We start from the raw sequence: 25,686 nt of genomic DNA on the forward strand, positions 1-25,686 counted from the left end.
GGACATCTCAGCCGCCTCTCTGAGGGTGCCGAGTGGTGGTTCTGTCCCCCGCGCACAGTAGGATTGACAGCGAGACGAAGACCCGGAGTGGGAGAGGGACGGGGCCGGTGGCCCCAGATTCATTCTCCACGTCGGGTCGAGCCGATCGCGATCCGCGGGCAACCGCGGCGACCGGCGCGTTCGACCCGCTGTCCGGAGGTCTCCGGCACCGGTCCGCGCGCCGACGTCGCGTCCTGTCCGCCGAACCCGCGCCCGACGCGCCCTACCGGCGTGGCTGACGCGAGAAAGTGGCCGAGGGTGGCAGCGCAGGACAAGCAGGAGTACGGCGCAGAGTCGATCACCGTTCTTGAGGGTCTGGAGGCGGTCCGCAAGCGGCCCGGTATGTACATCGGGTCCACCGGCGAGCGCGGTCTGCACCACCTCGTCTGGGAGGTTGTGGACAACGCTGTCGACGAGGCGCTCGCCGGATACTGCGACACCATCGACGTGGTGCTGCTCGCCGACGGCGGCGTGCGGGTCACCGACAACGGCCGTGGTTTCCCGGTCGACCTCCACCCGAAGCTCAAGAAGCCGGGTGTCGAGGTCGCGCTGACGATCCTGCACGCGGGTGGCAAGTTCGACGGCAAGGCGTACGCGGTCTCCGGCGGTCTGCACGGCGTCGGTGTCTCCGTGGTGAACGCGCTCTCCACCAAGATGTTCGTCGAGATCCACAAGTCCGGCGCCGTGTGGCGGCAGCACTACACCCACTCCAAGCCGGGCCCGCTGGAGAAGGGCGAGGCCACCGACCGCACCGGCTCGGCGGTCTCCTTCTGGCCGGACCCCGACGTGTTCGAGACCGTCGACTTCGACTTCCAGACCATCTACCGACGCCTTCAGGAGATGGCCTTCCTCAACCGCGCCCTGCGCATCCACCTGCTCGACGAGCGGGTGGCCGAGGAGGAGGACGGCCGGCAGCGCGAGGTGACCTTCTACTACGAGGGTGGCATCGCCGACTTCGTCCGACACCTCAACGCCTCGAAGAGCCCGATCCACAAGACCGTGGTCGAGTTCGAGGCCGAGGAGGAGGGCATGTCACTCGAGATCGCCATGCAGTGGAACGAGTCGTACGGCGAGTCGGTCTACACCTTCGCCAACACGATCAACACGCACGAGGGCGGCACCCACGAGGAGGGCTTCCGGTCCGCGCTGACGAGCGTGGTCAACCGGTACGGCACCGACAAGAAGCTGCTCAAGGGCGACGAGAAGCTCTCCGGCGAGGACATCCGCGAAGGGCTCGCGGCGATCATCTCGGTCAAGCTGGCCAACCCGCAGTTCGAGGGTCAGACCAAGACCAAGCTGGGCAACACCCCGGTGAAGAGCTTCGTGCAGCGGGTCTGCAACGACCGGCTGGTCGACTGGTTCGACCGCAACCCGGCCGAGGCCAAGATGATCATCACGAAGGCCTCCCAGGCGGCGCGGGCCCGGATCGCCGCACAGCAGGCGCGCAAGCTGGCCCGGCGCAAGTCGCTGCTGGAGTCCGGCTCGATGCCGGGCAAGCTGGCCGACTGCCAGTCCACCGACCCGCGCGAGTCCGAGGTGTTCATCGTCGAGGGCGACTCGGCCGGTGGCTCCGCCAAGCAGGGCCGCGACCCGCGGACGCAGGCGATCCTGCCGATCCGCGGCAAGATCCTCAACGTGGAGAAGGCCCGGATCGACCGGGTGCTCAAGAACAACGAGGTCCAGGCGCTGATCACCGCGCTGGGCACCGGCATCCACGACGACTTCGACATGGAAAAGCTGCGGTACCACAAGGTGGTGCTGATGGCCGACGCGGACGTCGACGGCCAGCACATCCAGACGCTGCTGCTCACCCTGCTGTTCCGTTTCATGCGTCCGCTGGTGGAGATGGGCAACGTCTACCTGGCCGCCCCGCCGCTCTACAAGATCAAGTGGAACAAGAAGGGCGACGACGCCCAGTACGCGTACTCCGACCGCGAGCGGGACGGTCTGATCGCGCTGCGCCAGCAGAAGAAGCCGAACGCCAAGCCGGACGACATCCAGCGCTTCAAGGGCCTCGGCGAGATGAACTATCCCGAGCTGTGGGAAACCACGATGAACCCGGCGACGCGTACCCTGCGTCAGGTCACTCTCGACGACGCGGCGACCGCCGACGAGTTGTTCAGTGTGCTGATGGGTGAGGACGTCGAGGCGCGCCGGTCGTTCATCCAGCGCAACGCCAAGGACGTGCGGTTCCTGGACATCTGACGGATCGCGGTGGATCGGCCGGGTGCTGCCCGGTCGATCCACCGATCCACAGAGTTATCCACAGCTTGGCCGCTATCCACAGCGGTTATCCACAGCACGAAAACGACTCTGAGTCTGATAAGGGTATACAGTGACCGATTCTCCCGAGTCCACACCGAACGAGCCCGAGGTCCCCGCCGAGGCCATCGCCGCGGTGGTCGCGCACGACCGGATCGAACCGGTCGGGCTCGAGGTGGAGATGCAGCGCTCCTACCTCGACTACGCGATGAGCGTCATCGTCGGTCGCGCGCTGCCGGACGTCCGGGACGGCCTCAAGCCGGTCCACCGCAAGATCCTCTACGCGATGTTCGACTCCGGCTACCGCCCCGACCGCGGCTACGTGAAGTGCTCCCGCGTCGTCGGTGACGTGATGGGTCAGTTCCACCCGCACGGCGACTCGGCGATCTACGACGCGCTGGTCCGGATGGCGCAGTCCTGGTCGCTGCGCTACCCGCTGGTCGACGGCAACGGCAACTTCGGCTCGCCGGGTAATGATCCGGCTGCGGCCATGCGATACACCGAGTGCAAGCTCGACCCCCTTGCCATGGAGATGCTGCGGGACATCGACGAGGACACCGTCGACCTGCAGGACAACTACGACGGCCGGGCCAAGGAGCCCACCATCCTGCCGTCGCGGATCCCCAACCTCCTGGTGAACGGTTCCGAGGGCATCGCGGTCGGCATGGCCACCAAGATCCCGCCGCACAACCTGCGGGAGATCGGCGCGGCGGTGCAGTGGTGCCTGGAGCACCCGGAGGAGGACGAGGAGACCACCCTCGAAGCCCTGCTCGGCATCGTCAAGGGTCCGGACTTCCCGACCCACGGCCTGATCGTCGGCACCACCGCGATCCAGGACGCCTACCGCACCGGTCGCGGCTCGATCCGGATGCGCGCCGTGGTGGAGGTCGAGGAGGACAAGCGGGGCCGCCCCTGCCTGGTCGTCAGCGAGCTGCCCTACCAGGTCAACCCGGACAACCTCGCCGAGCGGATCGCCGAGCTGATCAAGGAGGGCAAGCTCGCCGGGATCGCCGACATCCGCGACGAGTCCTCCGGTCGTACCGGTATGCGGATCGTCCTGGTGCTCAAGCGCGACGCGGTCGCGAAGGTCGTGCTGAACAACCTCTACAAGCACACCCAGCTCCAGGAGACCTTCGGCGCCAACATGCTGGCACTGGTCGACGGGGTGCCGCGCACGCTCAACCTGGCCCAGTTCCTCCGCTACTACGTCGAGCACCAGATCGACGTGATCCGCCGGCGGACCGCGTTCCGGCTGCGCAAGGCCGAGGAGCGGGCACACATCCTGCGCGGCCTGGGCAAGGCGCTGGACGCACTGGACGAGGTGATCGCCCTCATCCGGCGCTCTCCGACCGTGGACGACGCCCGGCAGGGCCTGATCCGGCTGCTGGAGATCGACGAGATCCAGGCGACCGCGATCCTGGACATGCAGCTGCGCCGGCTCGCCGCCCTGGAGCGGCAGCGGATCGTGGACGACCTGGCCAAGCTCGAGATCGAGATCGCCGACCTCAAGGACATCCTCGCCAAGCCGGAGCGGCAGCGGAAGATCGTCTCGGAGGAGCTGGGCGAGATCGTCGCCAAGTGGGGCGACGAGCGGCGGACGAAGATCATCCCGTTCGACGGCGAGGTCTCGATGGAGGACCTCATCGCCCGCGAGGATGTGGTCGTCACGATCACCCGCACCGGCTACGCCAAGCGCACCAAGGTCGATCTCTACCGCTCGCAGCGGCGCGGCGGTAAGGGCGTCAGCGGCGCCACGCTGCGGCAGGACGACATCGTCAGCCACTTCTTCGTCTGTTCGACCCACGACTGGATCCTGTTCCTGACGAACAAGGGACGCGTATACCGGGCCAAGGCATACGAGTTGCCGGAGGCCAGTAGGGTAGCCAAGGGCCAACACGTGGCCAACCTGCTCGCCTTCCTACCCGACGAGCAGATAGCGCAGATCATTGAGATCCCGAACTACCAGGTAGCCCCCTATCTGGTACTGGCCACGAAGAACGGCCTGGTGAAGAAGACGCGGCTCGAGGAGTTCGACTCCAACCGTTCCGGCGGCATCATCGCGATCAACCTGCGCGATGAGGACGAGCTGGTCGGTGCTGCTCTGGTTGCGCCGGAGAACGACCTGCTGCTGGTCTCCAAGAAGGCACAGGCGATCCGGTTCAACGCCTCCGACGAGGCGTTGCGGCCGATGGGCCGGGCCACCTCGGGTGTGATCGGCATGCGCTTCACGGACGACGATGTCCTGCTCGCCATGGAGGTCGTCCGGGACGGCCTGGACGTTCTGGTGGCCACGAACGGGGGATACGCGAAGCGGACCCCGATCGAGGAATACCCGGTGCAGGGCCGGGGAGGTAAGGGCGTGTTGACTGCGAAGATCACCGAGCGGCGCGGTGGTCTGGTCGGCGCGGTGGTGATCGATCCGGACGACGAGCTGTTCGCGATCACCAGCAATGGTGGTGTCATTCGGACTCCGGTGAAGCCTGTACGCCGTACGCGTGACCGGAACACAATGGGGGTCAAGCTGATGGACCTCCCGGACGGCGTGACTATCGTGGCGATTGCTCGCAATGCCGACGAGCCTGACGAACAGGACTAGTTGAATGACGGAGACACAGGCGAAGTCGGGGAACACGGGGACCTCGGCCAACCCGGTCGACGAGGAGGCCGCCAAGGGCGGCACACCAGCGACCGGCCGCGCGGCCGTGGGCCGGGCTACGGTCCCCGCCGATGCGCCTGCCCCGAAATTCACGAGGGCTCCGGGCATGACACCCCCGCCGGAGCCGGCCGGTGAGGACGCTGGGGCCGCCGACAGGACCGAGAAGACGTCCGGTGCCGAGGCACCGACGTCGGCAGCCGCCACACCTTCGGGTGCGGCGGCGCCACCCTCGGCCCGTCCGGCGACCACCCAGCCGATCAACGTCCGGCCCGGCCAGGCGGCGTCTGCCGGGTCCACCGGCACCCAGCCGCGGATCACACCGGGCATGACCCAGCCGCAGTCGGACGGGTCGCGCACGGCCGCTGCTGGCCGTCCGGCCAGCGGCGGTGGCCTGCCGCCCGGCATCGGCAACGCGTCCGCCGTCGGGGCAGCCCGCGTTGGCGATGCGGTACGCGCGGCGCGTACCTCGGTCAGCTCGGCCGCTTCCCGCGGACCGCGCCGGGCCCGGCTGAACCTGAAGCGGATCGACCCGTGGTCGGTGATGAAGTTCGCGTTCGCCGTCTCGGTGGTGCTCTTCATCGTCGTGGTGGTCGCCACCTCGGTGCTGTACCTGGCGTTGGACGCGATGGGTGTGTTCCAGAGCGTCAACGACAGCCTGAGTGACCTGGTCAACGCCGGTGGTGGAGAGAGCACCAGCGGGTTCCAGATCACCGCCAAGGGCGTGATCCTCAGCTCGGCGCTCATCGGCCTGGTCAACGTGGTGCTGTTCACCGCGCTGGCCACGCTGGGGGCGTTCGTCTACAACGTCTGCGCCGACCTGGTCGGCGGGATCGAGCTGACCCTCGCCGAGCGCGACTGAGTGACCGGGACGCCGGGGCACCGCGGAATGCGGTCGCTCCGGCGTCCCGTACTCGGGTAGGTTTTGCAGGCGACGGCGGCCCGGCTCGCAGGGTCGGACCCCGATTTGGGGCCGGCAGAGTGGATGGGTTAATCTTGCTCGTCGCAACGCGGGGCTATAGCTCAGTCGGTTAGAGCGCAGAGCTGATAACTCTGAGGTCGATGGTTCGATTCCATCTAGCCCCACCGCATTGTCGTCCGACGCTAGTCGAGCGCGAGGGGTCGCCCCATGTTCAAGAAGCTGCTGATCCTGGCCGGCGTCGTCGGCGTGGCTGCCGTCGTCTTCAACAAGGTCAAGGCCGCCAACGACGAGCGTGCCCTGTGGCACGAGGCGACCACCGCACCCGACCTGCGCTGACGTCCGGCCCGGCGACGAGCGATCGACGCCACGGCCACTCACGGGGCCCTAGCTCAACTGGCAGAGCACTGCCTTTGCAAGGCAGGGGTTAGGGGTTCGAGTCCCCTGGGCTCCACCAGCACTTTCCCCGGTTGATCTCCTTCCGAGTCAGCCATTCGTACGGCCAAGTCCTCACGCTGTCCCCTCCTCGCCCTGGTCCGGCAGGAACGTGGCGAAGGCAGTCCGGTTGCCAGCGTCAGGACGAACAGCGATTCCAGCCGGTCCGGGTCAGCACCGACAGCAGCGTCTTGGCTTCCTCCAGAGTCAGAGCACACCGCTCGGTTCTGCCGAGGGCCGGAGGCTTGGCCGTCTTGGCGACGTTGCGCGGCACCAGGTCCATCCGCTCAGCATCGGCCAGGGGCGACGCGCAGCGCGGCGTGCACCTTGATGATGCTGGCCGGCGCGAGCTACAGCGCAGGAGCGGATCGAAGCGCGAGCAACCCGGCGACACCAGCGACCGAATCCGGGCACGGGACGAGACGCCACTGCTACCCGGCGCGGACCTGTCAATCGACACCGCAGAGATCGCACCTGCCGAAGCGGCTCGTCTGATCCGAGAGCGGCTAGCGCGCGTTGGGGCGCGTGTCTCGTCCCACCAGATGCCTGACACATTCGTCCCCCAGCTGATGCACGACGGTTGACCTAGGTTCTATGGGCGGGTGGGGGCATGGTCGTTGGGTTCGGAGGGCACGGGAGGCGGGGCGATGGACTATCGGGAGCTGTTCGACAAGCTCCATCGGCGGCCGGGCATGTTCGGGCTAGACGGCTCGTTTGGGCAGTTCACAGCGTTCCTGCAGGGCTACTGGATGGCTGACGCTCCACTGTTAGACGGGTGGCGCGAGTGGCTGGTCATCCAGTTCGACGCCGGTAACAACCTGATGTGGCAGGCACTCGCCAGACGGCTCGCTACTCCCGAGGAGTACTCACCGCTCCTGCCGCTCGATCACGTTCAGAACCGTGCCGCAAGCGACGCCCTGTTCAGACTGTTGGATCGCTTCCTGACGGAGCGCGAAAGCAGCGGAGGAGCTTCGGCGATCAAGGCCGCTCACCAGGCGTGGATGGAGTGTTAGAGCTGGTACCGGCCCGAGGGGCTGCCCACCTCCACCGTGAGTCCGGGCTAGCGTTCCACGATGGGCGCACTCACGGCGGAGATGGGCTTTGAGGCAGAGGAGCGGTACGTGCCAGACGTGGTGTTCCCCAGCGATCTTTCCGGCCACTTCTGGGCAACAGTGGAACGCCGGCCGGAAATCGATCGATGGCGCTTCGAGATCCTCGACTATCAGAACAACGTCCTGCTCAGCGGCTTGGCCTGTAGCGAGCGGCAGGCCGCAGCCATTGTCAACGCGTGGGACCAGGTGATCACAACGTCGCCCGACGAAGAGGACCCCAGCATAGATTGAGTCGATGACTCGGAATGACGGGTAGACCACCGCCCCAGGAACGCGCGGTCCCTAAAGCATCGCGATCTGGCCGGGCAGTTCGGGCGGACCGGACAGCACTGCGCGGAGCTTGTTGATCTGCGGGAACTCGCTCGCTCCCGCCTCGCCCCATAGGCTCCGCCACTCCGAGTCGTCACCGAGGACCCGGTCAAGTGCTTCAACCGCCAGCTGTGGCAGGTCGTCGTCCAAGTCAAGGGACTCACCAGCAAGCAGGAAGTCCGGCGCGTACGGCGAGGCTATCGGGTCTCCGCCGGGCATCTGAGACGCCACGATGGCCGCTGCGGCGATGGCCGAGGCGGCGTCGTCATGGTCGAGGTACCCGGTGTTGAGTGCTGCCGTTGTCAGAGCAGCACGAACCATTGCCGGCCGGGCAGGCGGATCGGCATCGTGGAGGTCACCGCACCAGTCGGCGGCGCTGTCGTTGTCGAACGGGCCGTCATCCCAAGTGCCCATGTACTCCTCCTTCACGTTCCCGGTGAGCGGATCATGAAGCCAAGCGGGGACGGACGCAAGGCGCGAGAGCGCTTGGCGGTACAGCCATCGGTACAGCCAAGCTGGCCGACGGACGTGGGTCACGAGCGGCGGCAGCCGGCAAGCCGAGCAGGTCAGCTACGGTCACCGACGCCGGCCGACAGCAGTTTTGATCTTTGCAAGGCAGGAGTTAGGGGTTCGAGTCCCCTGGGCTCCACCAGCACTTTCCTTGGTGATCTCGGGTCCGAGTGCAGCCAAGCGGTCATGCCTTCCCTCCTCGCCCAGCAAACGATCGATGGCTGAGGCAGCCTGACGAGCCCGTGCCGGTAGGCCATGGCCGTAGGTATCGGCCGTCATCCGGATCGTGGAGTGCCGGCTGAGCGCGCTCTTCCAAACTGACGGTGCTCTAGGGTTCGGCCATGCCTGAGGACCACAAGGACGCCCAGCTCTGGCAGCTTCGTCACGGTGGGGAGGTGGTCGCCCAGATTCGCGTGCACGGTGCCGATCAGCCATGGTTCGCAGGGCAGTTTGAGCCAGAACCGAGCTTTGTTGAGCTAGCGCCGCTTTTTCAGCGCGAGGTCGAGTTGGTGGATTCGGCCGGCGATCTCGACGGTGATGCGTGGGAGGCGGTGCAGTCTCAGATCTGCCAGACGGTTGCTCTGGTCAAGCCGGACGGCCAGGAGGTTGCCGACTTCGTCCTTCACATTCGTGGCGGTGAGGCGTCGTTCCGGTGGAGTGGTGAACCGCTCGACGAGTAGGACCCCGCTGATGGCTGTACACGCTGCGATGGCAGAGGCAGCCCGACGACGGTGACCCGTTCGATCGGCTAGGTCGCGGCGACGATCTCTTCCCCCTCGCCACGTGGCTCCTCCGAGACGGCTGCGATCCAATCCAGCGTTTCAGGCGTGATGATGCCGGACGCGGCATCGTCATTTCGGATGGCGAGGCGCCGCCTCAGTTCGGCCTGATCGACGCGGAAGTGCAGCAGACGCCAGCCAGCACCGAGTGATTCGACAAGCTGCTTGTAGTCGTCGCGCTCGCGGCGTTGCCCGAGGCCGTGATCGAGAACGACCGAGCGGCCGCTCCGGATCAGTTCGATGAGCTGCCTCCGCACATCTTCGACGACAGGACCCAGCAGGGAGACGTGGCGTTCGGCTGGGTAGTCCTTCCCAAGTCGACCGTGTCGTGCCTGCAGAACGTCATCGACCGACAGTCGAACCACCCCGGTGAGTTCCAGCGCCCGGGCGTAGGTCGATTTCCCTGAGCCCGGTAGCCCCACGAGGAGAAACACCACCGGTCTTGACTGGTCCACGTGGGCACCCTATCGATGCGTTGACAGGCCACAAGCCGAGGTCACCAGAGGTTGCTCAGGTGGTTGGGTCGATGTGATGGTCGAGCTTGTCGCGTAGCGTGCCGGCGAATTCCTCGGCCATGGCGAGTTGGTCATGAAGTGCGGTCACCCGCGTGGTGGCGGCGTGGTGGAACATGCCGAGCCGGTCCAGCAGCTCGGCCCGTTCGGCCCCGGTGGCGGTGTCGAGTGCGTCGAGGACGGCGAGGAGGTCCCGCATCTCGTCGAGGGTGAACCCGAGGGGCTTCATCCGTTTGACCACGGCGAGGCGGTCGAGGTCGGGCTCTGTGTAGAGGCGGAAGCCGCCCTCGCTGCGGGCGGAGGGGACGATCAGGCCGGCTTCCTCGTAGTGGCGGATGGTGCGGATACTCAGCCCGACCCGCTCGGCGGCCTCTCCGATCTGCATCAAGCGCTCTGGGGGCGGGCCGGAATCGTGTCCCGACCCAGCACCGCGGCTGGCGGCGGCGGTCATCAGTGGCCGACGCCGAGCTGGCCGGCGAGGGTGTCGTGGATGCGGGCGCTGGGCTTGTTCAGCTCGATGATCTCGACGTTCTTTCCCCGGGTGGCGTACTTGGTGGTGATGGCGTCCAGGGCGGCGACTGACGAGGCGTCCCAGACGTGCGCGTGGGTCATGTCGATCACCACGTTCTCGGGGTCGTTCGCGTAGTCGAACTGACCGACGAGATCGTTGCTGGAGGCGAAGAACAGCTCACCATGCACGGAGTAGATCCGGGTGGTGCCGTCCGGGTCAAGCACGCTGGTGACCTCGACCAGGCGGGCGACCCGGCGAGCGAAGATCACCATGGCGGTGAGCACGCCGACGACTACGCCGATGGCCAGGTTGTGGGTGGCCAGGGTGGTGGCGACGGTGGCGAGCATGACGATCGTTTCCCCGTACGGCATCCGCTTGAGCGTCTTCGGCGCCACGGAGTGCCAGTCGAATGTCGACACGGCCACGATGATCATCACGGCGACCAGGGCGGCCATCGGGATGACTGCGACCACGTCACCGAGCGCGACGACCAGGATGAGCAGGAACACGCCGGACAGGAAGGTCGACAGTCGGGTACGAGCACCCGATGCCTTTACGTTGATCATCGTCTGACCGATCATCGCGCAGCCGCCCATGCCACCGAAGAAACCGGTGACGATGTTGGCGACGCCTTGCCCCCAGGACTCGCGGGTCTTGTTGGAGTGGGTGTCGGTGATGTCGTCGACGAGCTTGGCGGTCATCAGCGACTCCATCAGCCCGACCAACGCCACGCCGAGGGCGTAGGGGGCGAGCACGGCGAGAGTGTCGAGAGTCCAGGGGATCTGCGGCAGACCGAGGGTGGGCAGGCTGTCCGGCAGCGCGCCCTCGTCGCCGACGGTTGGCACAGCCACGCTGGCGACCACCGTGACGACGGTCAGCACGACGATCGCGACCAGCGGCGCGGGGATCGCCCGGGTGAGCCGGGGCATTCCGACCATGATCGCCAGGGCGGCGGCCACCAACGGGTAGACCAGCCACGGCACGCCGATCAGATGAGGAATCTGTGCTGCGAAGATCAGGATGGCGAGGGCGTTGACGAAGCCGACCATGACACTGCGGGGAATGAACCGCATCAGCTTCGCCACGCCGAGCACCGCGAGCAGGACCTGGATCGCGCCGCCGAGGATCACTGCCGCGATGAGGTAGTCCAGGCCGTGTGCCTTCACCAGGGGCGCGACGACCAGGGCGATCGCTCCGGTCGCGGCGGAGATCATCGCCGGTCGACCGCCGCAGAATGCGATCACCACGGCCATGGTGAACGAGGCGAACAGGCCGACGCGGGGATCGACGCCGGCCAGGATGGAGAAGGAAATCGCCTCGGGAATCAACGCGAGCGCGACCACCAGGCCGGCGAGAACCTCGGTGCGGAACACCTTCGGCGACAGCCAGGACGGGCGGGACAGACGCGGTCGGAGCGTCGCGGACAGCACGGAAGACATACGGCCATTTCCAGTCAGGCGCACCCGGGGTAGGCGCACAGCAGCAGCCGTCCCTCGTGGGGGACGGACGGTTCAAGAACGGTCGGGCGTGGCTCCAGAGCTCAGGGCGCTCTGCCCACGAGGTGAGAGGGCTGCCGCCACACCTCGATGCCCCTCACAGAACCTACCCTTCCGTCAGGGGAGAGTTGGGGAAGCGTGGTGACCATCACCGGGGGTCCAATCTGAGACCTCCCAGCTCACGCGAAAGCCGGACGAGCGGCCAGAGCGGAGCGGACAGATCACGCGAAATTCTTCTGGCAAAGTGTCGAATCCGAGGCGAGTCGTTCGTAGAGCAGACGAGAGGTGGCCGGAGGAGGCCGCCTGGACAAGGGGGTCATGAGGATGACGCAGTACCTGATCTCGTTCAATGACGGCGCGATGGACCACATCCCCGCCGAAGAGATGCCCGACGTGGGCAAGGCCTCGCACACGGTGGTCCAGGAGGCCGTGAACGCCGGCGTGTGGGTGTACGGCGGCGGACTCGAAAGGCAGCGGGCGAGCGTCGTGGCCACCGACGGGACGGTCACCGATGGCCCCTACCCGGAGACCAGGGAGGTCATCGGAGGGTTCTCGGTCGTCGACGTGGCCACGCGCGAGGAGGCGCTGGCGTGGGCTGCGAAGATGGCCGCCGCCTGCCGCTGCGCCCAGGACGTCCGGGAGCTCATGCCCGACCCCGAGACGGACGCCATGATCCGTGAGGCCGCGATTCGGGGGTGACTCCCGACGAGGTCTGCTCGAAGGGACCTGCCACTTTCGAGCCGCCCTTGTCATGATCGGTGGGTGCGGCCGACATCGACTGGTCCACAGAGGAGGACGACCTGGAGGCGGCGGTCGAGGAGCTTCGATCGGACCTCGCCGCCTCCGTGTCGGACCTGGTGGACATCAGCCACCTTGTCGAAGGGATCCCGGGGGTGGAGTTTCGCGGTGGCCTCTGCTGGACCGAGCAGGGCCGGGCTCGGGACCCGTCCCGCTCGGACGAGCAGTGAGGGCTGGGACGCGCGGTGACGGCGCGGGCACGTGGTGACAAAAGGTGGGCGGCATGGCCGTGCCCGACCGGGGTAGGAGAAACGGCAACAACCCCCCGGAAGCGAGGTGTCTTACCAATGCCTACGGCACGCGAGATCATGACGAACGACGTGACCTGTGTCCGCGAGCAGGACGACCTGAAGTCGGCCGCGAAGCAGATGGCGGAGCTGGGGGTCGGTTCACTGCCGATCTGCGGTGACGACAACCGGCTCAAGGGCATGCTGACCGACCGCGACATCGTGGTGAAGGTGCTGGCCGAGGGCCGCGACCCGGCCAACGTGACGGCCGGGGAACTGGCCCAGGGCGAGGTGGTGACCATCGGCGCGGACGACGACGCGGCCGAGATCCTGCGGACCATGGGCCAGCACAAGGTACGCCGGCTGCCGGTGATCGACGGGCATGAGCTGGTCGGCATCGTGGCTGTCGCCGACGTGGCCCGTTCCCTGCCGGAGCGCCCGGTGGGCGACCTCATCGAGGCCATCTCCGAGCGCAGCTGACCGTCGCACCCTTCCTCGATCGCCGCCCCGGGTGGGCGGCGATCGCCGTGTCGGGGCTCTGCCCGAACGGCGGTCAGGAGGACGAGCCCGAACGGCGGTCGGGAGGACCGGAGCGACGGAGGCGGTCAGGAGGGCGGGGTGAGCGGGGCGGTCTCGCCGCGGGCGATGGTGCGTACCTGCTTCACCCAGCCGCGGCGGCGGGCCTCGTCGACGAAGTGCGCCAGCGGCGAGCGGAACACCGGGTAGTCGTCGTAGTGGATCGGCACGGTCAGCTTCGGGCGGACCAGTTCCACCAGGTCGGCGCCCTGCCGGGCGTCCATGGTGAGCAGGATCCCGGCGACCTTGGTGCCGCCGAGATGGATGAGCATCGCGTCGATGTCCGGGTAGCGCTCGGGGATGGCGGTGAGCAGCGGCCGGTTGAGCGTGTCGCCGGTGACGTAGAGCCGGAACTCGCGCCGCCCGGAGCGCTCCACGTCGATCATCGTGCCCATGACGTCGGGCATCAGCCGGTCCAGAGCACCCGGTCCGTGCTGTCCGGGCATCGAGGTCAGCCGCAGCGTCGTACCGTCGCGGTGCAGTTCCCGGGACGACCAGGTCGGCAGGCCCTGGGCGGCCTGGAAGCCCCAGCGACGCAGCCTGCGTTCCGCCGCCGGCGTCGTGACGATGGGCAGGTCGCGGTCCAGTTCCCGGCGGGCCACCCGGTCGAAGTGGTCGCCGTGCAGGTGGGAGAGGACCACCGCGTCCAGCTCCGGGAGCTGGGCGATGCGCAGCGCCGGGTCCGTGCGTCGGCGCGACCACAAACCCTTGCCCAGGTACGCCCGTTGACCCCGGTGCAGAAAGTTCGGGTCGGTCAACAGGGTGAACCCGCCGATCCGCAGCACCGTCGTCGCGGTACCGATGAACGTCACCTGTGGTTGCTCCGCCATCCTGCCCACCTCCTCCGGCTGCGGTACCCCGGCGAGCCCTGAGCATGCGGGTTGGTTCGGTGCTCAGCCTTTGGAGCCGCTGGCGCCGTTCCTGTCCGGTCGGGCCTGCGGCACGTGTTCCATCAGCTTGGTGAGCGCGCCGTTGGCGAAGGTGGCGCCGAGCGCCGACCCGGCCCCGATGGTCCAGCCGACCGGGCCGAGCGGGGTGCAGCCGAAGAACTGGCTCACCCCCGGCGTCTGCACCACGACGACAAGCACGCCCAGCGACGCCGCCGTGGACGCCAGCACGGCCGGGCTGGTGCCGCCGGCCAGGATGGTCTGGCCGAGCTGGGTGCCGACCAGGGAGACCAGGGCGACCGTTCCGGCTCGCTGACGGCGCCCGGTGTAGCGGGCCAACGTCCAGCCGGCGGTCGCGCCCAGCGTGGTGGCTGCCGCCCGCAGGCCGATCTCCCGGGTCAGGCTCTCGCCGAGCGCCGTGTCCGGGCCCTCCCGCAGCAGCGCGTCGGTGCGGTCCGACGCTGGTGGCCGGACGGCGATGGCCAGAGCGGGCGCCAGATCGGTGAGCAGGTTGACCAGCAGCAGTTGTCGTCCGGTGAGCGCGGAGCGGCCGGTCGCCGCGGCGGTGAGCACACTGAACGCGATCTCGCCGAGGTTGCCGCCGACCAGGATGCTGAGGGCGTGCCGCACCGACGACCACATCGCACGTCCCTCGATCAGGGTCGCGATGATGGTCTCCAACCGGTCGTCGGTGACCACCAGGTCCGCTGCGGCGCGAGCAGCCGGGGTGCCCCGTTGGCCAAGGGCGATGCCGACGTCGGCCAGCCGGATCGCCGGGGCGTCGTTGGCGCCGTCGCCCGTCATCGCCACGGTCCGCCCGCACTTCTGCAACGCCTGGATGATCCGCACCTTGTGTGCCGGGGTGCAGCGGGCCACCACGTCGGTGTTGGCCAACCGCTCGGCGAGCGCGTCGTCGTCCAGTTGGTCGAGTTCGCCGGCGGTGACGACCCGCTGTTCGTCGTGCTCGCTGATGGTGGCGGCGATCGCCTCGGCGGTGGCGGGGTGATCGCCGGTGATCATGATGGTGTGCACGCCGGCCTGCCGGATCCGGCGTACCGCCGGGGCGGCACTCTCCCGAACCCCGTCCGCGAGGGCCAGGAAACCCACGAAGGTCAGCCCGCGAACACTGGCGTCGGTCACCTTCGGGTCGTCGACGGTGCACTCGGCGACGGCCAGGATCCGGTTGCCCGCCCCGGCCCGGTCGGCGAGCATCCGCTCCAACTCCGCGCGGCCGGCATCGTCCAGCGGCTCCTGAGTGCCGTCCGTGCGCCGCGCCGAACAGCGCGGCAGCACTGTCTCCGGAGCACCCTTGACGCTCAACAACAGGCGGCCGCCGGTCTTCCCGACGCTCGCGTGGTAGCCGCGGGACGGCTCGAACGGCAGCCCACCGGCGGCCTGCCAACCGGGGGCACCGGTCTGCTCCACCACCCCAGCCTCGCCGGCACCCCGCCAGACGGCCCGGTCGGTCTGCAACGCCAACTCCTCCGGCTTCGTCGCGGCGGGAGTGGCCCGCAGCGCCGCAGCCAGCGTCAACTGGAGGCGGTCGTCCAGTCGGTCCACTGGCGCGTACCGGTCACCGGTGCTGTCGCCGACCCCGGCGAGCAGCAACTGGCCCTCGGTGAGGGTGCCGGTCTTGTCGAAGCAGAGCACGTCCACCCGGCCCAGCGCCTCGATGGTGCGCGGGTTGCGAACCAGGGCGCCGTGCTCGGCCAGCCGCCGGGCGGCGGCCAACTGCGCCGCGCTGACCAGGAACGGCAACCCCTCCGGCACGGACGCCACGGCGAGGTTCGCGGCGGTCGCCGCCGTCTCGGCCAGGGGTACGCCCCGAAGCAGGCCCGCGCCGGCCACCGCCACCGCCGAACCGGCGGCCAACGGGATGGCAGCCCGGGTCAACGAGCCGAGCCGGGCTTCCACCCCACTGGCGGGCGGGGCCTGCTTGACCAGGGCCAGGCTGCGCCCGGATTCGGTGTCCGGCCCGGTCGCCACCACCACGGCAGTGCCATGCCCGGCGGCGACGGTGGTGCCCTCGTACAACATGGAGTGCCGGTCGGCGATCGCGGCGGCCACCACCGGTCGGTTGGACTTGGCGACCGGCAACGACTCACCGGTCAATGACGATTCGTCCGCCTCCAGACCCACGGCCTCCAGGACGCGACAGTCGGCGGGCACCGAGTCACCCGGCTCAAGGGCGATGACGTCTCCGAGGACCAGGTCCTCGGCGGCGAGAACCTGCTCGGTGCCGTCGCGGCGGACCCGCGCGGTCACCGCCGAACGGGACAGGAGTTCGGCCAGTGACCGTTCGGTGTTGCGTTCGTGCACCGCGCCGATCAGGGCGGACCCACCGACGACGCTGCCCACCAGCGCGGCGTCGACCAGCGACCCGAACGAAGCGGAGAGCACCGCCCCGGCCACCAGCACCGGGGTGAGCGGGTTGGACAACTCATCCACGAAGGCGCGCAGCAGACCTCCGCTGCCCGGTCCGGTATCGCCGTTTCCGCCAGCGCCGTGGTGGCGGCGCTGCGCCTCCACGCCGGCCAGACCGTCCGGCGTGGTGTGCAGGTGGTTGAGCACGGTGCCGACGGGCATCAGGTGCCAGGGAGTCGTGACCGGCGCCGGCGTGTCCGACTGGTCGTGCAACCGGCGGGCCTGCCAGATCCCGTTCGCGAAGGCCAGCCCGGCCGCGCCGTTCACCGCGACGAGTGACCGGCCGGGCAGGTCGGTCGGCGGTGCCGTGAACGCGCCCAGCGCCCCGAGGCCGGTGCCGGCCATGGCCAGCCGGATGTTCTGCTGGGCCGTACGCCGGGCCACCCCGGTAGCCTCGATCACCAGGGCCACCACCCGCAGGTCGGCACCGACCAGCAGGTGCGCGCCCCACGGCGGCAGGTCCTCCGGCGGTGCGAACCCGAGACCGCAGTCGGACGCGCCGAGCGCCCTGCGGTCAGCGGAAACCAGCATCACCATCGCGCCGTCGCGCTGCAACGCGCGTACCGACTCGGCCAGCTGGTCCCCGCCGGGCAGCATCGCATCGGCGAAGCCGTACCGCTGCTCGTCACCGCCCGCCACGACGAGCCGCAGGCCGGCGTGCCGGGCGGCGGCCGGCAGCCCGTCGACGCCGGGTGCGGGTTCCGGCTCGACCCGCAACAGGGCGGCGAGTCGGTCACCGTGGGCGAGGCCGAGCAGTTGGCCGCCGGCCGAGCGCAGCCGATCGCCGTCCGGGACGTTGCCGGGGTCGTGAGCGGGCATCTGGTCCAGCGGCCCGAGCCGCCAGCCGTCCGCCGTCCGGGAGGCGGCCGGATCGTCGGGGTCGAACAGCGCGAAGGCCCGCTCCGCCACCTGGTCGACGTCCGCACCGGGCACGGGCGCCAGATCGGCCAGTACGCCCCGGTCCGAGCCGAGCACCGCGGCGTCCAGCACGAGCGTGTCGATCCGGTCCAACTCCCGCAGCACACTGCGGTCCATCGCGATCACCCCGCGCCGGGCCAGCATCCGGCCGAGCTGGGCGCCGTATCCCTCGCGTCCGCTGCCGGGCGCCTTCGGCAGAGCGGACAGGCCCAGCGCGGCGGCCCGTTTGCGCCCGGCGAAGGGCACCGCCGCCGCGCCGGCCGCCGTACCGGCGGCGAGGGCCCGATTGATGTACCGCTCGACCGGGCCGTGCGGCTTGGGTCGGGGACGGTCGCCTATCGGCCACCGCGCGACGGCACGCTCGGGGTCGCCGGTCAACCGCGGTTCGGCGCTCTCCCAGGCGGAGAACTGGGCCCGGTCCTCGCCCCACTCCACGAGCCGTTGGGCGCTGTCGACGACGATGCCGGTCCAGCGGCCGGTCAGGCCCTGCACGACGGCCTCGGCCAGGGGAAAGAGGATCTCCCCGCGCGGGTCGGAGCGCAACGCCCTGCCGAGGAACGCGTGCAGCTTCGGTTGCAGGTCGACAGCCGACAGCACGCCGGCCACCTCACCGGGCAACGGTGCGAACGGCAGGATCCGGGTGGCCGCCCAGAGGGTCAGACCCAGCGCGTCCGAGGCGAGCGCGCCGAGGGTGCGCGGGTTGTGTGGGCCCTCCTCCGGCGGGTGGGGGGGCGGAATCTCCGGGTCCGGCTCGTGGTCGCAGGTCCGCTCGACCCGGCTGATCGTGGCGATGAGGTCACCCAGAGCCGGTTCGGGGGCCTGCACGGCCACCACCACCCGCCCGGATGGTGCGTTCACCCTGGCCCACGCCACCCCGGGCATCCGCTCCAGCGCGCCCTCCACCTGCCGGGCGAGCTGGTCGCCGCCCTCCTGGCACACGCCGTGCACCTCGATGTGGTGGCGACCGGGACGGGACCAGACCCGACGCCGGGCGAGCCCGACCGACCGGGCCAGCCGGGTCGCGGCCGACCCGACGGTCCGGGACGCCTCGCCGACCAGGTGCGGCACGCCGAAGGACGGCAGGATGCGGCCGGCAGCGCGGCCTACCGCCGTCATCGAGGCGTACGGCTGGACGGGCGCCGGCCCGACTCCCTGTTGCTGCTGGTCCTGACCTTGGCCATCTCGTCCTCCCACCGCCTCACGTCCGGCGGCCTGGCTTCCCGACCTGCCGTCCGTTATGCCCTTCGAGTGGTGGAACTTTCCGCCCTCGCCGAAGCATGGACGGGTTGGGCGGTGGAATCCGACGACCATCACCGGACACGGGGAGGCCGGAATGAGCATGCTGACGCGACACCTCAACGGTTCGCAGGAGAACGTGCAGATGTACAGCCGGCGGATGGACCTACCGATGCTGGGCGAGGTGGCCCTGCCGCCACCCGACAAGGTCATCTACTACGCCGGGATCGGCGTGCTCGCCGCGCTGCAGGTCATCGAGTGGCCGATCGCTCTGGTGGTCACCGCCGGTCACCTGCTGGCAGACCAGCATTTTTCCGGACTGGCGCGCGGGGTCGGGAGGGCACTGCAGGACGCCTGACGAGAGCCGGGTCACCGGCGATTGACATGAATCCGGGTTGAGGTCCCATGCTCGGTCCATGCCGAGCACAGTCGCCCCCGCCATACCCGCCGCAGCGGGACTGTTCGCACCCCGGCTGCGAGCGATGACGGTGGGCAGCGTCGCGTTGATCTCGTTGCTCGCCTTCGAGGCGCTGGCGGTCGGTACCGCGATGCCGACCGTCGCCCGCAGCCTGGACGGGCTCGCGCTGTACGGGATCGCGTTCGGTGGCCCGTTCGCCACGGGTGTGCTGGCCATGGTGGTTTCGGGCATCTGGTGCGACGCCCGAGGGCCTCGGGGACCGATGTGGCACGGCGTCGCGTGGTTCGTCGTCGGGCTGCTGATCGCCGGGACCGCGCCCGTGATGAGTGCGCTGGTCGTCGGGCGGGCGGTGCAGGGTTTCGGCTCAGGGTTGCTCTCGGTGGCGCTCTACGTGATCGTCGGGCAGGCGTACCCGCAGGATCTGCACCGGCGGATCTTCGCGGCGTTCGCGGCGGCGTGGGTCGTACCGTCGCTGGTCGGGCCGGCGATCGCTGGTCTGATCGTGCAGTACCTGGGCTGGCGTTGGGTCTTCCTGGCGGTCCCGGCGGTGGCCGTGCCGGCGGTGTTGCTGATCCATCCGGGCCTGCGATCGCTGGGCCGGAGTGTGGCGAGCAGCCCGGCGGCCGGTGCGGCGGCACGGATCGGTTGGGCGTGCGGGGCGGCGGTGAGCGCCGCACTGCTGCACATCGGGGGTCAGCAGCGTGGCGTCACCGCCCTGGTGCTGATCGCGGTCGCCGTGGTCGGCCTGCTGGTCTGCGCTCCCCGCCTGCTGCCGGCCGGATTCCTCCGGGCGGCCCGAGGGCTGCCCACCGTCGTCGGGCTGCGCGGGCTGGCGTCGGCGGCGTTCGTCGGCGCCGAGGTCGTCATCCCGTTGATGCTCTCCCGGGAGCGGGGCCTCTCGCCGACCGCGGCCGGGCTGGTCCTGACGGTCGGCGCACTGGCGTGGTCGGTGGGCTCCTGGTTGCAGGGCCGGATCCCGGTGCCGGCCTCCCGGGCCAGCCTGCCGCGTGCCGGGCTGACCTGCATCACGGTCGGCACCGCCACGGTGGCGCTGGCCGTCCTACCCGAGTTGCCGATCATGGTCGCCGTGCTCGGCTGGGCGGTCGCCGGCCTTGGCATGGGGCTGCTCTACCCGTCGTTGTCGGTGCTCACCCTGGAGCTGTCCGCCCCCGGTGAGCAGGGCCGCAACAGCTCGTCGCTGCAACTGGGCGACAACCTCTTCGCGGCGACCGTGCTGGCGCTCACCGGGGCGGTGCTGGCGGCGGGAAGCGCACCTGGCCCGGCCAGTTACACGCTGACCCTGGTGGTGGCCTCCGGCCTGGGGCTGCTCGGGGCGCTGCTGGCCGGCCGTGTCGTGACGGGCGGGAGCGTACGGCCGGTCGGGTGATCGGGATTCCGCAGCATCCGAGCCGGTTGGCCGGGGAGGATGGCGGCGATGAACTTCCTGACCGTCCTGCCGCTCGCCGTGGTGATGGTCGCCGGGACCCAACTGGTCGTTGCGGTCTTCCTCGCCTCGTCGGACCGGCCCCGGGCGGCGTCGCTGGGCTTCCTCTCCGGTGCCGGGCTGGTGGTCGCGGCCGGAGTGACAGTGGGCTGGCTGCTGACCCGTTGGGTGGGCGGACTGGTCGCCGACGCCAGTGCCGTGGCCGGCAGGGTCGATCGCGGTCCCGTCATTGATCTGGTGGTCCTGGCCCTGCTGGTCAGTCTGGCCGTGCTGGTGTGGGTACGGCGGAACCGGGCCGGGCCACCGAGATGGCTGGGGAGCATCGAGCGTGCCGACCCGCGTCGGGCCCTGCGGCTGGGCGCGTTGCTCTTCGTGGTGACGCCCACCGACGACCTCACCATGGCCGCCGTCGGGGCGAGCGTGGCCCGGCACGACCTGCCGTGGTGGCATCTGGTGCCGTTCGTGCTGCTCACCGTGCTTCTGCTCGCCCTGCCCCTGCTGGCGTTGCTGCTGCTCGGGGACAAGGCGGCGCGGGCGCTGACCCGGATGCGCGAATGGGCCGAGCGGCACGCCTGGATCGTCAACGAGATCGTGATCGCGTTCTTCGCGCTGCTGACCGTGCTGGACCTGATCCGTTCGGGATGAGTCACAACCCGTCATCAATCGCCGTCCAGCACCGGCCGACCACCTCTCTGACACGTACGGGGGAACCCGGCGGAGATGAGAGCAACAACGGTTCACGTTCGTCTTACGGTGACGCCATGTTCGCTGTCGTCACCACGGTGATCCTCTACGTCTTCGGCTTCGTCTTCCTCTACGGCGTGATCCGGCTGGGTGTCCGCCACGCGTTGGAGGACCTGGAGTTGCAACGGGCCAAGGCCCACCGCGAGGAGGAGTTGGCGGCCGCTCGCGACCGCTCCTTCATGCGCGACAACGCCTTCCTCTCCGGCAGTTGAGCACCGGTTCGGTCCGGCCCAGGCCGGCGGTGTCCCGGGACGGCCCGGGAGCCGTCGGGCGGTTCGGCATGCCGGATGCGAGGATCGCACCCGTGATGGGAACGCTGAAGACCGAACCGGCCCGCGCCCGCCTCGACCTGCTCGCCCCGCCGGTGGCGGAGGCCATCGCGCAGTGGCCCGCCGACGCGCCCGTGGACGTCAACGATGTGCTGGTCGCGCCGATCGACGCCGAACTCGCCGACACCGCAGCGTTCTGCGCGGCGTACGAGGTGGGGTTGGACGTGTCGGCCAACTGCGTCGTGGTGGCTGGCAAGCGTGAGGGTGTGGTGCGCTACGCGGCCTGCATCGTCCTGGCGACCACCCGGGCCGACGTCAACGGGGTGGTCCGCCGCACGTTGGACGTGCGCAAGGCGAGCTTCGCACCGATGGACGACGCGGTCGAGCTGACCGGCATGGAGTACGGCGGCATAACCCCGATCGGGCTGCCGGCGCAGTGGCCCATTCTGGTGGACGCGCGGGTGATCGCCACGCCGCATGTGATCATCGGGTCCGGCGTACGGCACAGCAAGATCGCACTGCCGGGGCCGGCGTTGGGTGCACTGCCCGGTGCGCAGGTGGTGGAAGGGCTGGCCAGGCCGGCCTGAGCAGGCATCGGCATCGATGTTGTTGCACGTGAAACATCGTGATCATCAATACCGGGTGCCCTGGTGGCTCAGTGTGCCGCGGCCTCGCGCTGCTCGACCTCGCTGAGCGCGGCGAGCAGTGTCTGCACGTCCTGCGCGCCGGAGACCGCGTACTTCCCGGCCAGGACGAAGGTCGGCACGCTGGTGATGCCGAGGTCCTGAGCTGCGGCCAACTCGGCGGCGATGTCGGTGACGCGCTCGTCGGAGTCGAGGAAGCGGCGGACGTCGGCCGCGTCCAGGCCGATCCCACCGGCCACCGCGGCCAGCGCCTCCCGGGAGCCGACGTCGACACCCTCGTTGAAGTGCGCCTGGTAGAGCGCCTCCACCATCTCGGCCGCCCGACCGTGGTCGGTGGCGTAGGAGACCAGCCGGTGCGCGTCGAAGGTGTTGGCGATCACCGCGCGGTCGTAGTCCAGCCGGAGCCCGTCAGCCGCAGCGACCTGGGTCACGTGCGCGACCATCTGCCGGGCGCGCTCCGGGCCGCCGAACTTGCCGGCCAGCGCCTGCACCAGCGGGAGCGGCTGGGGCACCGGTGACGGGTCGAGCTGGAACGGTCGGTAACGGACCGTCACCTCGCCCTCGTAACGGGCGAGGGCCTCATCCAGGCGGCGCTTGCCGATGTAGCACCACGGGCAGATGACGTCCGCGTAGATCTCGATCTCCATGATCGGTGGCAACCTCGCGGTCAGCCGAGTTGTTCCCGCACCTGACGCTTGAGTCGGCTCAGGATCGCCGTGCCGCCGCGGATCCGCAGCGGGCTGATCGCCTGCGCCAGGCCCATCCGCTGGTAGAGGTCGTCCGGCACGTCCAGCACCTGCTCGGCGCTCGCGCCCGCCAGCCCTTCGGCGAGGATCCCCGCGAACGCCCGGGTGGTCGGCGCCTCCGGCGGGCAGTCGAAGACCGTCTCCACGGTGCCCTCCGGGGTCACCCTGGCGCGCAGGAAGAACGACGTCTGACACTCCGGCACCTGCTCCATGCCCTCGCGTGCGGCGGCGCCCTCCGGCAGCACCGGAATGACGTCGGCGTACTCCAGGAGCATCTCCAGAACCAGGTCGCGCGGCGCGGCAGCGAACTCGTCGACGATCTCGGCCAGTCGGGCCGGCATGTCAGCCATGCGTCGAGGCTACCGCCGGTCAGTTGCGAACAGGCCGGCGGCGCATTGCTGCGCCTGGCCGGCCTGTTCGTCACACCGTTGGGGACTGCTCGCTGATCTCGCTGAGAGCGCTGGTGGGGTCGAGTTGCATGGCCAGGTCGCCGAGCGAGACGATCCCGACCAGCTTGCGATCACTGTCACAGACCAGCACGCGCCGAATGCCCCGGTCGCGCATGAGCGCGGCCGCCTCACCCGCCGTGCAGTGCTGCTCGATCATGACCACCTCGCGGGTGACGATCGAGCCGATGGTGGTGGCCGCAGGGGAGCTGTTCTCCGCCACTGCCCGCACCACGATGTCCCGGTCGGTGAGCATGCCGGCGAGGCTGGCGCCATCGGTGACCACCACGTCGCCGATGTCCGCCTCCTTCATCACCCTGGCTGCTTCGTCCAGTGTGGTTTCGGCCGGCAGGTACACGACCTGTCTGGTCATCACGTCACTGACCCGGTAACCGGTCATGAGAGCCCTCCGAAGACGTATCCACCCGATCCGACTGCACTACCCCGTGACGCGACAGCTACACCAGGCTCGCACGTTCCTGGCGTACCTCGTGGACGAGCTGCTCCACCAGACCGCCCAGCGGCAGCTCGGTGCGCCCGTCGCCGGCCCGCTCGCGCAGCTCGACGTACCCGTCGGCGAGTCGGCGACCGACCACGACGGCCCGGGGGATGCCGATCAGCTCGGCGTCGGTGAACTTCACCCCGGCCGAGACGTGCGTGCGGTCGTCGACCAGCACCCGCAGGCCGGCTGCGGCGAGGCGCTCGCCGAGCGCCAGCGCCGCGTCGAGCTGAGGGCCCTTGCCCGCAACCACCAGGTGTACGTCGCACGGCGCGATCGCCGCCGGCCAGACCAGCCCTCGGTCGTCGTGGTGCTGCTCGGCGATCGCCGCGACCGCCCGGGAGACCCCGATGCCGTAGCAGCCCATGGTCGGCCGGACCGGTTTGCCGGCCGGACCGAGCACGTCGACCGCGAAGGCGTCGGTGAAGCGGCGGCCGAGCTGGAAGATGTGCCCGATCTCGATGCCCCGCCGGATGGTCAGCTCGCCCGCCTCGCACTCCGGGCAGGGGTCGCCGGCGCGGACGTCGGCCGCCTCGATGGTGCCGTCGGGGGTGAAGTCCCGACCGCACACCACGTCGGTCGCGTGTCGGCCCGGCTCGTTCGCCCCGGTCAGCCAGGCAGACCCGGTCACCACCCGAGGGTCGACCAGGTAGCGGATGCCCAGCTTGTCGAGCAGTTGCGGCCCGATGTATCCGCGTACCAGCTCGGGATGGTCGGCCCACTCCTCGAAGACGGCCACCTGTGCCGGGTGCAGGGCGGCACCGACCCGCTTGAGGTCGACCTCCCGGTCACCCGGCAACCCGATCACCAGAGGTTCGGAGCGCTCTGCGCCCGGCTGGCGGACGGAGAGCACGACGTTCTTCAGTGTGTCGGCGGCGATCCAGTCGTCCCGACCGCCCAACCTGCGGGTGTTGGCCAGCTCCACGAGGCTGGCGATCGTCGGGGTCTCCGGCGTGTCGTGTACCTCGACGGCCGGCCGCGCGCCCGGGTCGCCGGTGGCCGGTGCCCGGGTCACCACCGCCTCGGTGTTGGCCGCGTAGTCGCAGGCGGTGCAACCGACGTAGGTGTCCTCGCCGACCGGCGTCGCCGCCAGGAACTCCTCCGACGCGGAGCCGCCCATCGCCCCGGACATCGCGTGCACCACCGTGTAGTCCAGGCCCAACCGGTCGAAGATCCGCCGGTACGCCGCGCGATGCCGTCCGTACGCCTCCCGCAGCCCCGCATCGTCCAGGTCGAAGGAGTACGCGTCCTTCATCAGGAACTCCCGGCCGCGCAACAGACCGGCCCGGGGCCGGGCCTCGTCGCGGAACTTCGTCTGCACCTGGAAAAGCGTCACCGGGAAGTCCCGGTACGAGGTGAACAGGTCCTTGACCAGCAGCGCCGCCATCTCCTCGTGGGTGGGCGCCAACAGGTGCTCGGCACCGCGCCGGTCGGCGAGGGTGAAGATGTCGTCGCCGTACTCCGCCCAGCGGCCGCTCGTCCGATAGGGATCGGCCGGCAGCAACGCCGGGAAGTGCACCTCCTGGTCGCCGATCGCGAACAACTCGCCACGCACCACGTCGGTGATCCGATCCAGCACCAGCTTGCCCAACGGCAGCCAGGTGTAGCCGCCCGGTGCGGCGCGACGGATGTAACCGGCGCGCAGGAGGAGCCGGTGGCTCGGCACCTCCGCGTCGGCCGGATCCTCGCGCAGGGTCCGCAGCAACAGGGTCGACATGCGTAGCAGCATGCGCGCAGCGTAGAGCCGTGCCGAGCGCCCGAGCGACCCAATTCGTCCGGTGCGCCGCAGGCCCACGACCCAAAGGAGCGGCCCGTGGACCCTCTGCTGAGTCTCGGGTCAGACCGCAGGGATTGGCCGACGGAGGTGTCGCGT

Annotated in this window: 26 protein-coding genes and 2 tRNA genes; 17 read left to right on the top strand and 11 right to left on the bottom strand. The window is 69.6% G+C overall.

The genetic code is table 11. The annotated features are described in order from the left end of the window. The first annotated feature begins 297 nt into the window (after window positions 1–297). The 6 genes from gyrB (at window position 298) to CLT68_RS06560 (ending at window position 6,330) form a co-directional block, all read left to right on the top strand. Window positions 298–2,244, top strand: a complete 1,947-nt coding sequence (gene gyrB, locus CLT68_RS06540; RefSeq protein ID WP_099849496.1) for a DNA topoisomerase (ATP-hydrolyzing) subunit B — start codon at window positions 298–300, stop codon at window positions 2,242–2,244. 130 nt (window positions 2,245–2,374) lie between these two features. Continuing rightward, window positions 2,375–4,897 (top strand): DNA gyrase subunit A, encoded by a 2,523-nt coding sequence (gyrA, locus tag CLT68_RS06545; protein WP_099849498.1) that lies wholly within the window; start codon window positions 2,375–2,377, stop codon window positions 4,895–4,897. A gap of 4 nt (window positions 4,898–4,901) precedes the next feature. Beyond that, the gene (locus CLT68_RS06550) at window positions 4,902–5,816 is read left to right on the top strand and encodes a DUF3566 domain-containing protein (RefSeq protein ID WP_099849499.1); all 915 of its coding nucleotides are present in this window, start codon (window positions 4,902–4,904) and stop codon (window positions 5,814–5,816) included. A 150-nt stretch (window positions 5,817–5,966) separates the two neighbouring features. Next, window positions 5,967–6,040 (top strand) — tRNA-Ile (locus CLT68_RS06555). Between the two features lie 43 nt (window positions 6,041–6,083). Next, window positions 6,084–6,212 carry a DLW-39 family protein gene (locus CLT68_RS33680; RefSeq protein WP_007453934.1) on the top strand — a complete coding sequence of 43 codons (129 nt, stop codon included), beginning with the start codon at window positions 6,084–6,086 and terminating at the stop codon, window positions 6,210–6,212. A gap of 42 nt (window positions 6,213–6,254) precedes the next feature. After that, window positions 6,255–6,330: transfer RNA gene (locus CLT68_RS06560), tRNA-Ala, on the top strand. Between the two features lie 117 nt (window positions 6,331–6,447). On the opposite strand, the gene CLT68_RS06565 is transcribed toward CLT68_RS06560, so the two are convergent. Further along, window positions 6,448–6,591 carry a hypothetical protein gene (locus CLT68_RS06565; RefSeq protein ID WP_199176998.1) on the bottom strand — a complete coding sequence of 48 codons (144 nt, stop codon included), beginning with the start codon at window positions 6,589–6,591 and terminating at the stop codon, window positions 6,448–6,450. Window positions 6,592–6,955: 364 nt separating this feature from the next. On the opposite strand from CLT68_RS06565, the gene CLT68_RS06570 reads away from it, so the two are divergent. Both CLT68_RS06570 and CLT68_RS06575 read left to right on the top strand, forming a co-directional pair. After that, window positions 6,956–7,321, top strand: coding sequence for a hypothetical protein (locus CLT68_RS06570; protein ID WP_099849501.1), 366 nt, complete (start codon window positions 6,956–6,958; stop codon window positions 7,319–7,321). Window positions 7,322–7,381: 60 nt separating this feature from the next. Next, complete coding sequence (locus CLT68_RS06575; RefSeq protein ID WP_099849503.1) at window positions 7,382–7,651, top strand: hypothetical protein; 270 nt, start codon at window positions 7,382–7,384, stop codon at window positions 7,649–7,651. Window positions 7,652–7,702: 51 nt separating this feature from the next. On the opposite strand, the gene CLT68_RS06580 is transcribed toward CLT68_RS06575, so the two are convergent. Then, window positions 7,703–8,143: a DUF4259 domain-containing protein gene (locus tag CLT68_RS06580; protein ID WP_099856855.1), complete on the bottom strand. Its 441-nt coding sequence runs from the start codon at window positions 8,141–8,143 to the stop codon at window positions 7,703–7,705. Between the two features lie 437 nt (window positions 8,144–8,580). Here CLT68_RS06580 and CLT68_RS32535 point away from each other — a divergent pair, with 437 nt between their 5' ends. Beyond that, entirely contained in the window at window positions 8,581–8,919 is a 339-nt protein-coding gene (locus CLT68_RS32535; protein WP_158240867.1) for a hypothetical protein, read from the top strand. A gap of 68 nt (window positions 8,920–8,987) precedes the next feature. On the opposite strand, the gene CLT68_RS06590 is transcribed toward CLT68_RS32535, so the two are convergent. Genes CLT68_RS06590 through CLT68_RS06600 form a run of 3 tightly spaced genes read right to left on the bottom strand, consistent with a single transcriptional unit; the run spans window position 8,988 to window position 11,480 of the window. Next, window positions 8,988–9,473 (bottom strand): P-loop nucleotide/nucleoside kinase family protein, encoded by a 486-nt coding sequence (locus CLT68_RS06590; protein WP_199176999.1) that lies wholly within the window; start codon window positions 9,471–9,473, stop codon window positions 8,988–8,990. A 55-nt stretch (window positions 9,474–9,528) separates the two neighbouring features. Next, window positions 9,529–9,981, bottom strand: a complete 453-nt coding sequence (locus CLT68_RS06595; protein ID WP_099849507.1) for a helix-turn-helix domain-containing protein — start codon at window positions 9,979–9,981, stop codon at window positions 9,529–9,531. Further along, a complete protein-coding gene (locus tag CLT68_RS06600) occupies window positions 9,981–11,480 on the bottom strand; it encodes a SulP family inorganic anion transporter (RefSeq protein ID WP_099849508.1) in 1,500 nt (499 codons plus the stop codon). The genes CLT68_RS06595 and CLT68_RS06600 overlap by 1 nt, the downstream gene beginning before the upstream one ends. 381 nt (window positions 11,481–11,861) lie before the next feature. Here CLT68_RS06600 and CLT68_RS06605 point away from each other — a divergent pair, with 381 nt between their 5' ends. The 3 genes from CLT68_RS06605 to CLT68_RS06615 all read left to right on the top strand — a co-directional run bounded on the left by CLT68_RS06605 (window position 11,862) and on the right by CLT68_RS06615 (window position 13,042). Next, window positions 11,862–12,236: a YciI family protein gene (locus CLT68_RS06605; RefSeq protein ID WP_099856857.1), complete on the top strand. Its 375-nt coding sequence runs from the start codon at window positions 11,862–11,864 to the stop codon at window positions 12,234–12,236. 59 nt (window positions 12,237–12,295) lie between these two features. Next, window positions 12,296–12,505: a hypothetical protein gene (locus CLT68_RS06610; protein ID WP_099849510.1), complete on the top strand. Its 210-nt coding sequence runs from the start codon at window positions 12,296–12,298 to the stop codon at window positions 12,503–12,505. A 117-nt stretch (window positions 12,506–12,622) separates the two neighbouring features. After that, window positions 12,623–13,042, top strand: a complete 420-nt coding sequence (locus CLT68_RS06615) for a CBS domain-containing protein (protein ID WP_099849511.1) — start codon at window positions 12,623–12,625, stop codon at window positions 13,040–13,042. 125 nt (window positions 13,043–13,167) lie between these two features. Here the strand turns inward: CLT68_RS06615 and CLT68_RS06620 are convergent, their stop codons facing one another. Further along, entirely contained in the window at window positions 13,168–13,968 is an 801-nt protein-coding gene (locus tag CLT68_RS06620; RefSeq protein ID WP_099849513.1) for an MBL fold metallo-hydrolase, read from the bottom strand. Between the two features lie 63 nt (window positions 13,969–14,031). Then, window positions 14,032–18,483, bottom strand: a complete 4,452-nt coding sequence (locus tag CLT68_RS06625) for a cation-translocating P-type ATPase (protein WP_099849514.1) — start codon at window positions 18,481–18,483, stop codon at window positions 14,032–14,034. Between the two features lie 217 nt (window positions 18,484–18,700). Here CLT68_RS06625 and CLT68_RS06630 point away from each other — a divergent pair, with 217 nt between their 5' ends. The 5 genes from CLT68_RS06630 (at window position 18,701) to CLT68_RS06650 (ending at window position 22,065) form a co-directional block, all read left to right on the top strand. Beyond that, window positions 18,701–18,961 carry a hypothetical protein gene (locus tag CLT68_RS06630; RefSeq protein ID WP_088950815.1) on the top strand — a complete coding sequence of 87 codons (261 nt, stop codon included), beginning with the start codon at window positions 18,701–18,703 and terminating at the stop codon, window positions 18,959–18,961. Window positions 18,962–19,019: 58 nt separating this feature from the next. Continuing rightward, on the top strand, window positions 19,020–20,408 hold the full coding sequence (locus CLT68_RS06635; RefSeq protein WP_099849516.1) for an MFS transporter: 1,389 nt from the start codon (window positions 19,020–19,022) through the stop codon (window positions 20,406–20,408). Window positions 20,409–20,456: 48 nt separating this feature from the next. After that, on the top strand, window positions 20,457–21,110 hold the full coding sequence (locus CLT68_RS06640; RefSeq protein ID WP_099849518.1) for a GAP family protein: 654 nt from the start codon (window positions 20,457–20,459) through the stop codon (window positions 21,108–21,110). A gap of 116 nt (window positions 21,111–21,226) precedes the next feature. Continuing rightward, window positions 21,227–21,421: a hypothetical protein gene (locus tag CLT68_RS06645; protein ID WP_088950818.1), complete on the top strand. Its 195-nt coding sequence runs from the start codon at window positions 21,227–21,229 to the stop codon at window positions 21,419–21,421. 95 nt (window positions 21,422–21,516) lie between these two features. Continuing rightward, the gene (locus CLT68_RS06650) at window positions 21,517–22,065 is read left to right on the top strand and encodes a YbaK/EbsC family protein (RefSeq protein ID WP_099849520.1); all 549 of its coding nucleotides are present in this window, start codon (window positions 21,517–21,519) and stop codon (window positions 22,063–22,065) included. Window positions 22,066–22,133: 68 nt separating this feature from the next. On the opposite strand, the gene CLT68_RS06655 is transcribed toward CLT68_RS06650, so the two are convergent. The 4 genes from CLT68_RS06655 to CLT68_RS06670 form a co-directional block, all read right to left on the bottom strand. Continuing rightward, complete coding sequence (locus CLT68_RS06655; protein WP_099849522.1) at window positions 22,134–22,769, bottom strand: DsbA family oxidoreductase; 636 nt, start codon at window positions 22,767–22,769, stop codon at window positions 22,134–22,136. Window positions 22,770–22,789: 20 nt separating this feature from the next. Further along, the gene (locus CLT68_RS06660; RefSeq protein WP_099849524.1) at window positions 22,790–23,218 is read right to left on the bottom strand and encodes a SufE family protein; all 429 of its coding nucleotides are present in this window, start codon (window positions 23,216–23,218) and stop codon (window positions 22,790–22,792) included. 70 nt (window positions 23,219–23,288) lie between these two features. Continuing rightward, complete coding sequence (locus CLT68_RS06665; protein ID WP_099849526.1) at window positions 23,289–23,714, bottom strand: CBS domain-containing protein; 426 nt, start codon at window positions 23,712–23,714, stop codon at window positions 23,289–23,291. Window positions 23,715–23,772: 58 nt separating this feature from the next. Beyond that, complete coding sequence (locus CLT68_RS06670) at window positions 23,773–25,542, bottom strand: proline--tRNA ligase (RefSeq protein ID WP_099849527.1); 1,770 nt, start codon at window positions 25,540–25,542, stop codon at window positions 23,773–23,775. Between the last annotated feature and the right edge of the window lie 144 nt (window positions 25,543–25,686).

The sequence above is a fragment of the Micromonospora sp. CNZ299 genome (assembly GCF_002754415.1).

Excerpts from the sequence above, each read along its gene's own strand:
- CLT68_RS06550 (WP_099849499.1), top strand. The coding sequence starts at position 4,902 with ATGACGGAGACACAGGCGAAGTCGGGGAACACGGGGACCTCGGCCAAC.
- CLT68_RS33680 (WP_007453934.1), top strand. The coding sequence starts at position 6,084 with ATGTTCAAGAAGCTGCTGATCCTGGCCGGCGTCGTCGGCGTGGCTGCC.
- CLT68_RS06565 (WP_199176998.1), bottom strand. The coding sequence starts at position 6,591 with ATGGACCTGGTGCCGCGCAACGTCGCCAAGACGGCCAAGCCTCCGGCC.
- CLT68_RS06570 (WP_099849501.1), top strand. The coding sequence starts at position 6,956 with ATGGACTATCGGGAGCTGTTCGACAAGCTCCATCGGCGGCCGGGCATG.
- CLT68_RS06575 (WP_099849503.1), top strand. The coding sequence starts at position 7,382 with ATGGGCGCACTCACGGCGGAGATGGGCTTTGAGGCAGAGGAGCGGTAC.
- CLT68_RS06580 (WP_099856855.1), bottom strand. The coding sequence starts at position 8,143 with ATGGGCACTTGGGATGACGGCCCGTTCGACAACGACAGCGCCGCCGAC.
- CLT68_RS32535 (WP_158240867.1), top strand. The coding sequence starts at position 8,581 with ATGCCTGAGGACCACAAGGACGCCCAGCTCTGGCAGCTTCGTCACGGT.
- CLT68_RS06595 (WP_099849507.1), bottom strand. The coding sequence starts at position 9,981 with ATGACCGCCGCCGCCAGCCGCGGTGCTGGGTCGGGACACGATTCCGGC.
- CLT68_RS06600 (WP_099849508.1), bottom strand. The coding sequence starts at position 11,480 with ATGTCTTCCGTGCTGTCCGCGACGCTCCGACCGCGTCTGTCCCGCCCG.
- CLT68_RS06605 (WP_099856857.1), top strand. The coding sequence starts at position 11,862 with ATGACGCAGTACCTGATCTCGTTCAATGACGGCGCGATGGACCACATC.
- CLT68_RS06615 (WP_099849511.1), top strand. The coding sequence starts at position 12,623 with ATGCCTACGGCACGCGAGATCATGACGAACGACGTGACCTGTGTCCGC.
- CLT68_RS06620 (WP_099849513.1), bottom strand. The coding sequence starts at position 13,968 with ATGGCGGAGCAACCACAGGTGACGTTCATCGGTACCGCGACGACGGTG.
- CLT68_RS06625 (WP_099849514.1), bottom strand. The coding sequence starts at position 18,483 with ATGACGGCGGTAGGCCGCGCTGCCGGCCGCATCCTGCCGTCCTTCGGC.
- CLT68_RS06630 (WP_088950815.1), top strand. The coding sequence starts at position 18,701 with ATGAGCATGCTGACGCGACACCTCAACGGTTCGCAGGAGAACGTGCAG.
- CLT68_RS06635 (WP_099849516.1), top strand. The coding sequence starts at position 19,020 with ATGCCGAGCACAGTCGCCCCCGCCATACCCGCCGCAGCGGGACTGTTC.
- CLT68_RS06640 (WP_099849518.1), top strand. The coding sequence starts at position 20,457 with ATGAACTTCCTGACCGTCCTGCCGCTCGCCGTGGTGATGGTCGCCGGG.
- CLT68_RS06645 (WP_088950818.1), top strand. The coding sequence starts at position 21,227 with ATGTTCGCTGTCGTCACCACGGTGATCCTCTACGTCTTCGGCTTCGTC.
- CLT68_RS06650 (WP_099849520.1), top strand. The coding sequence starts at position 21,517 with ATGGGAACGCTGAAGACCGAACCGGCCCGCGCCCGCCTCGACCTGCTC.
- CLT68_RS06655 (WP_099849522.1), bottom strand. The coding sequence starts at position 22,769 with ATGGAGATCGAGATCTACGCGGACGTCATCTGCCCGTGGTGCTACATC.
- CLT68_RS06660 (WP_099849524.1), bottom strand. The coding sequence starts at position 23,218 with ATGGCTGACATGCCGGCCCGACTGGCCGAGATCGTCGACGAGTTCGCT.
- CLT68_RS06665 (WP_099849526.1), bottom strand. The coding sequence starts at position 23,714 with ATGACCGGTTACCGGGTCAGTGACGTGATGACCAGACAGGTCGTGTAC.
- CLT68_RS06670 (WP_099849527.1), bottom strand. The coding sequence starts at position 25,542 with ATGCTGCTACGCATGTCGACCCTGTTGCTGCGGACCCTGCGCGAGGAT.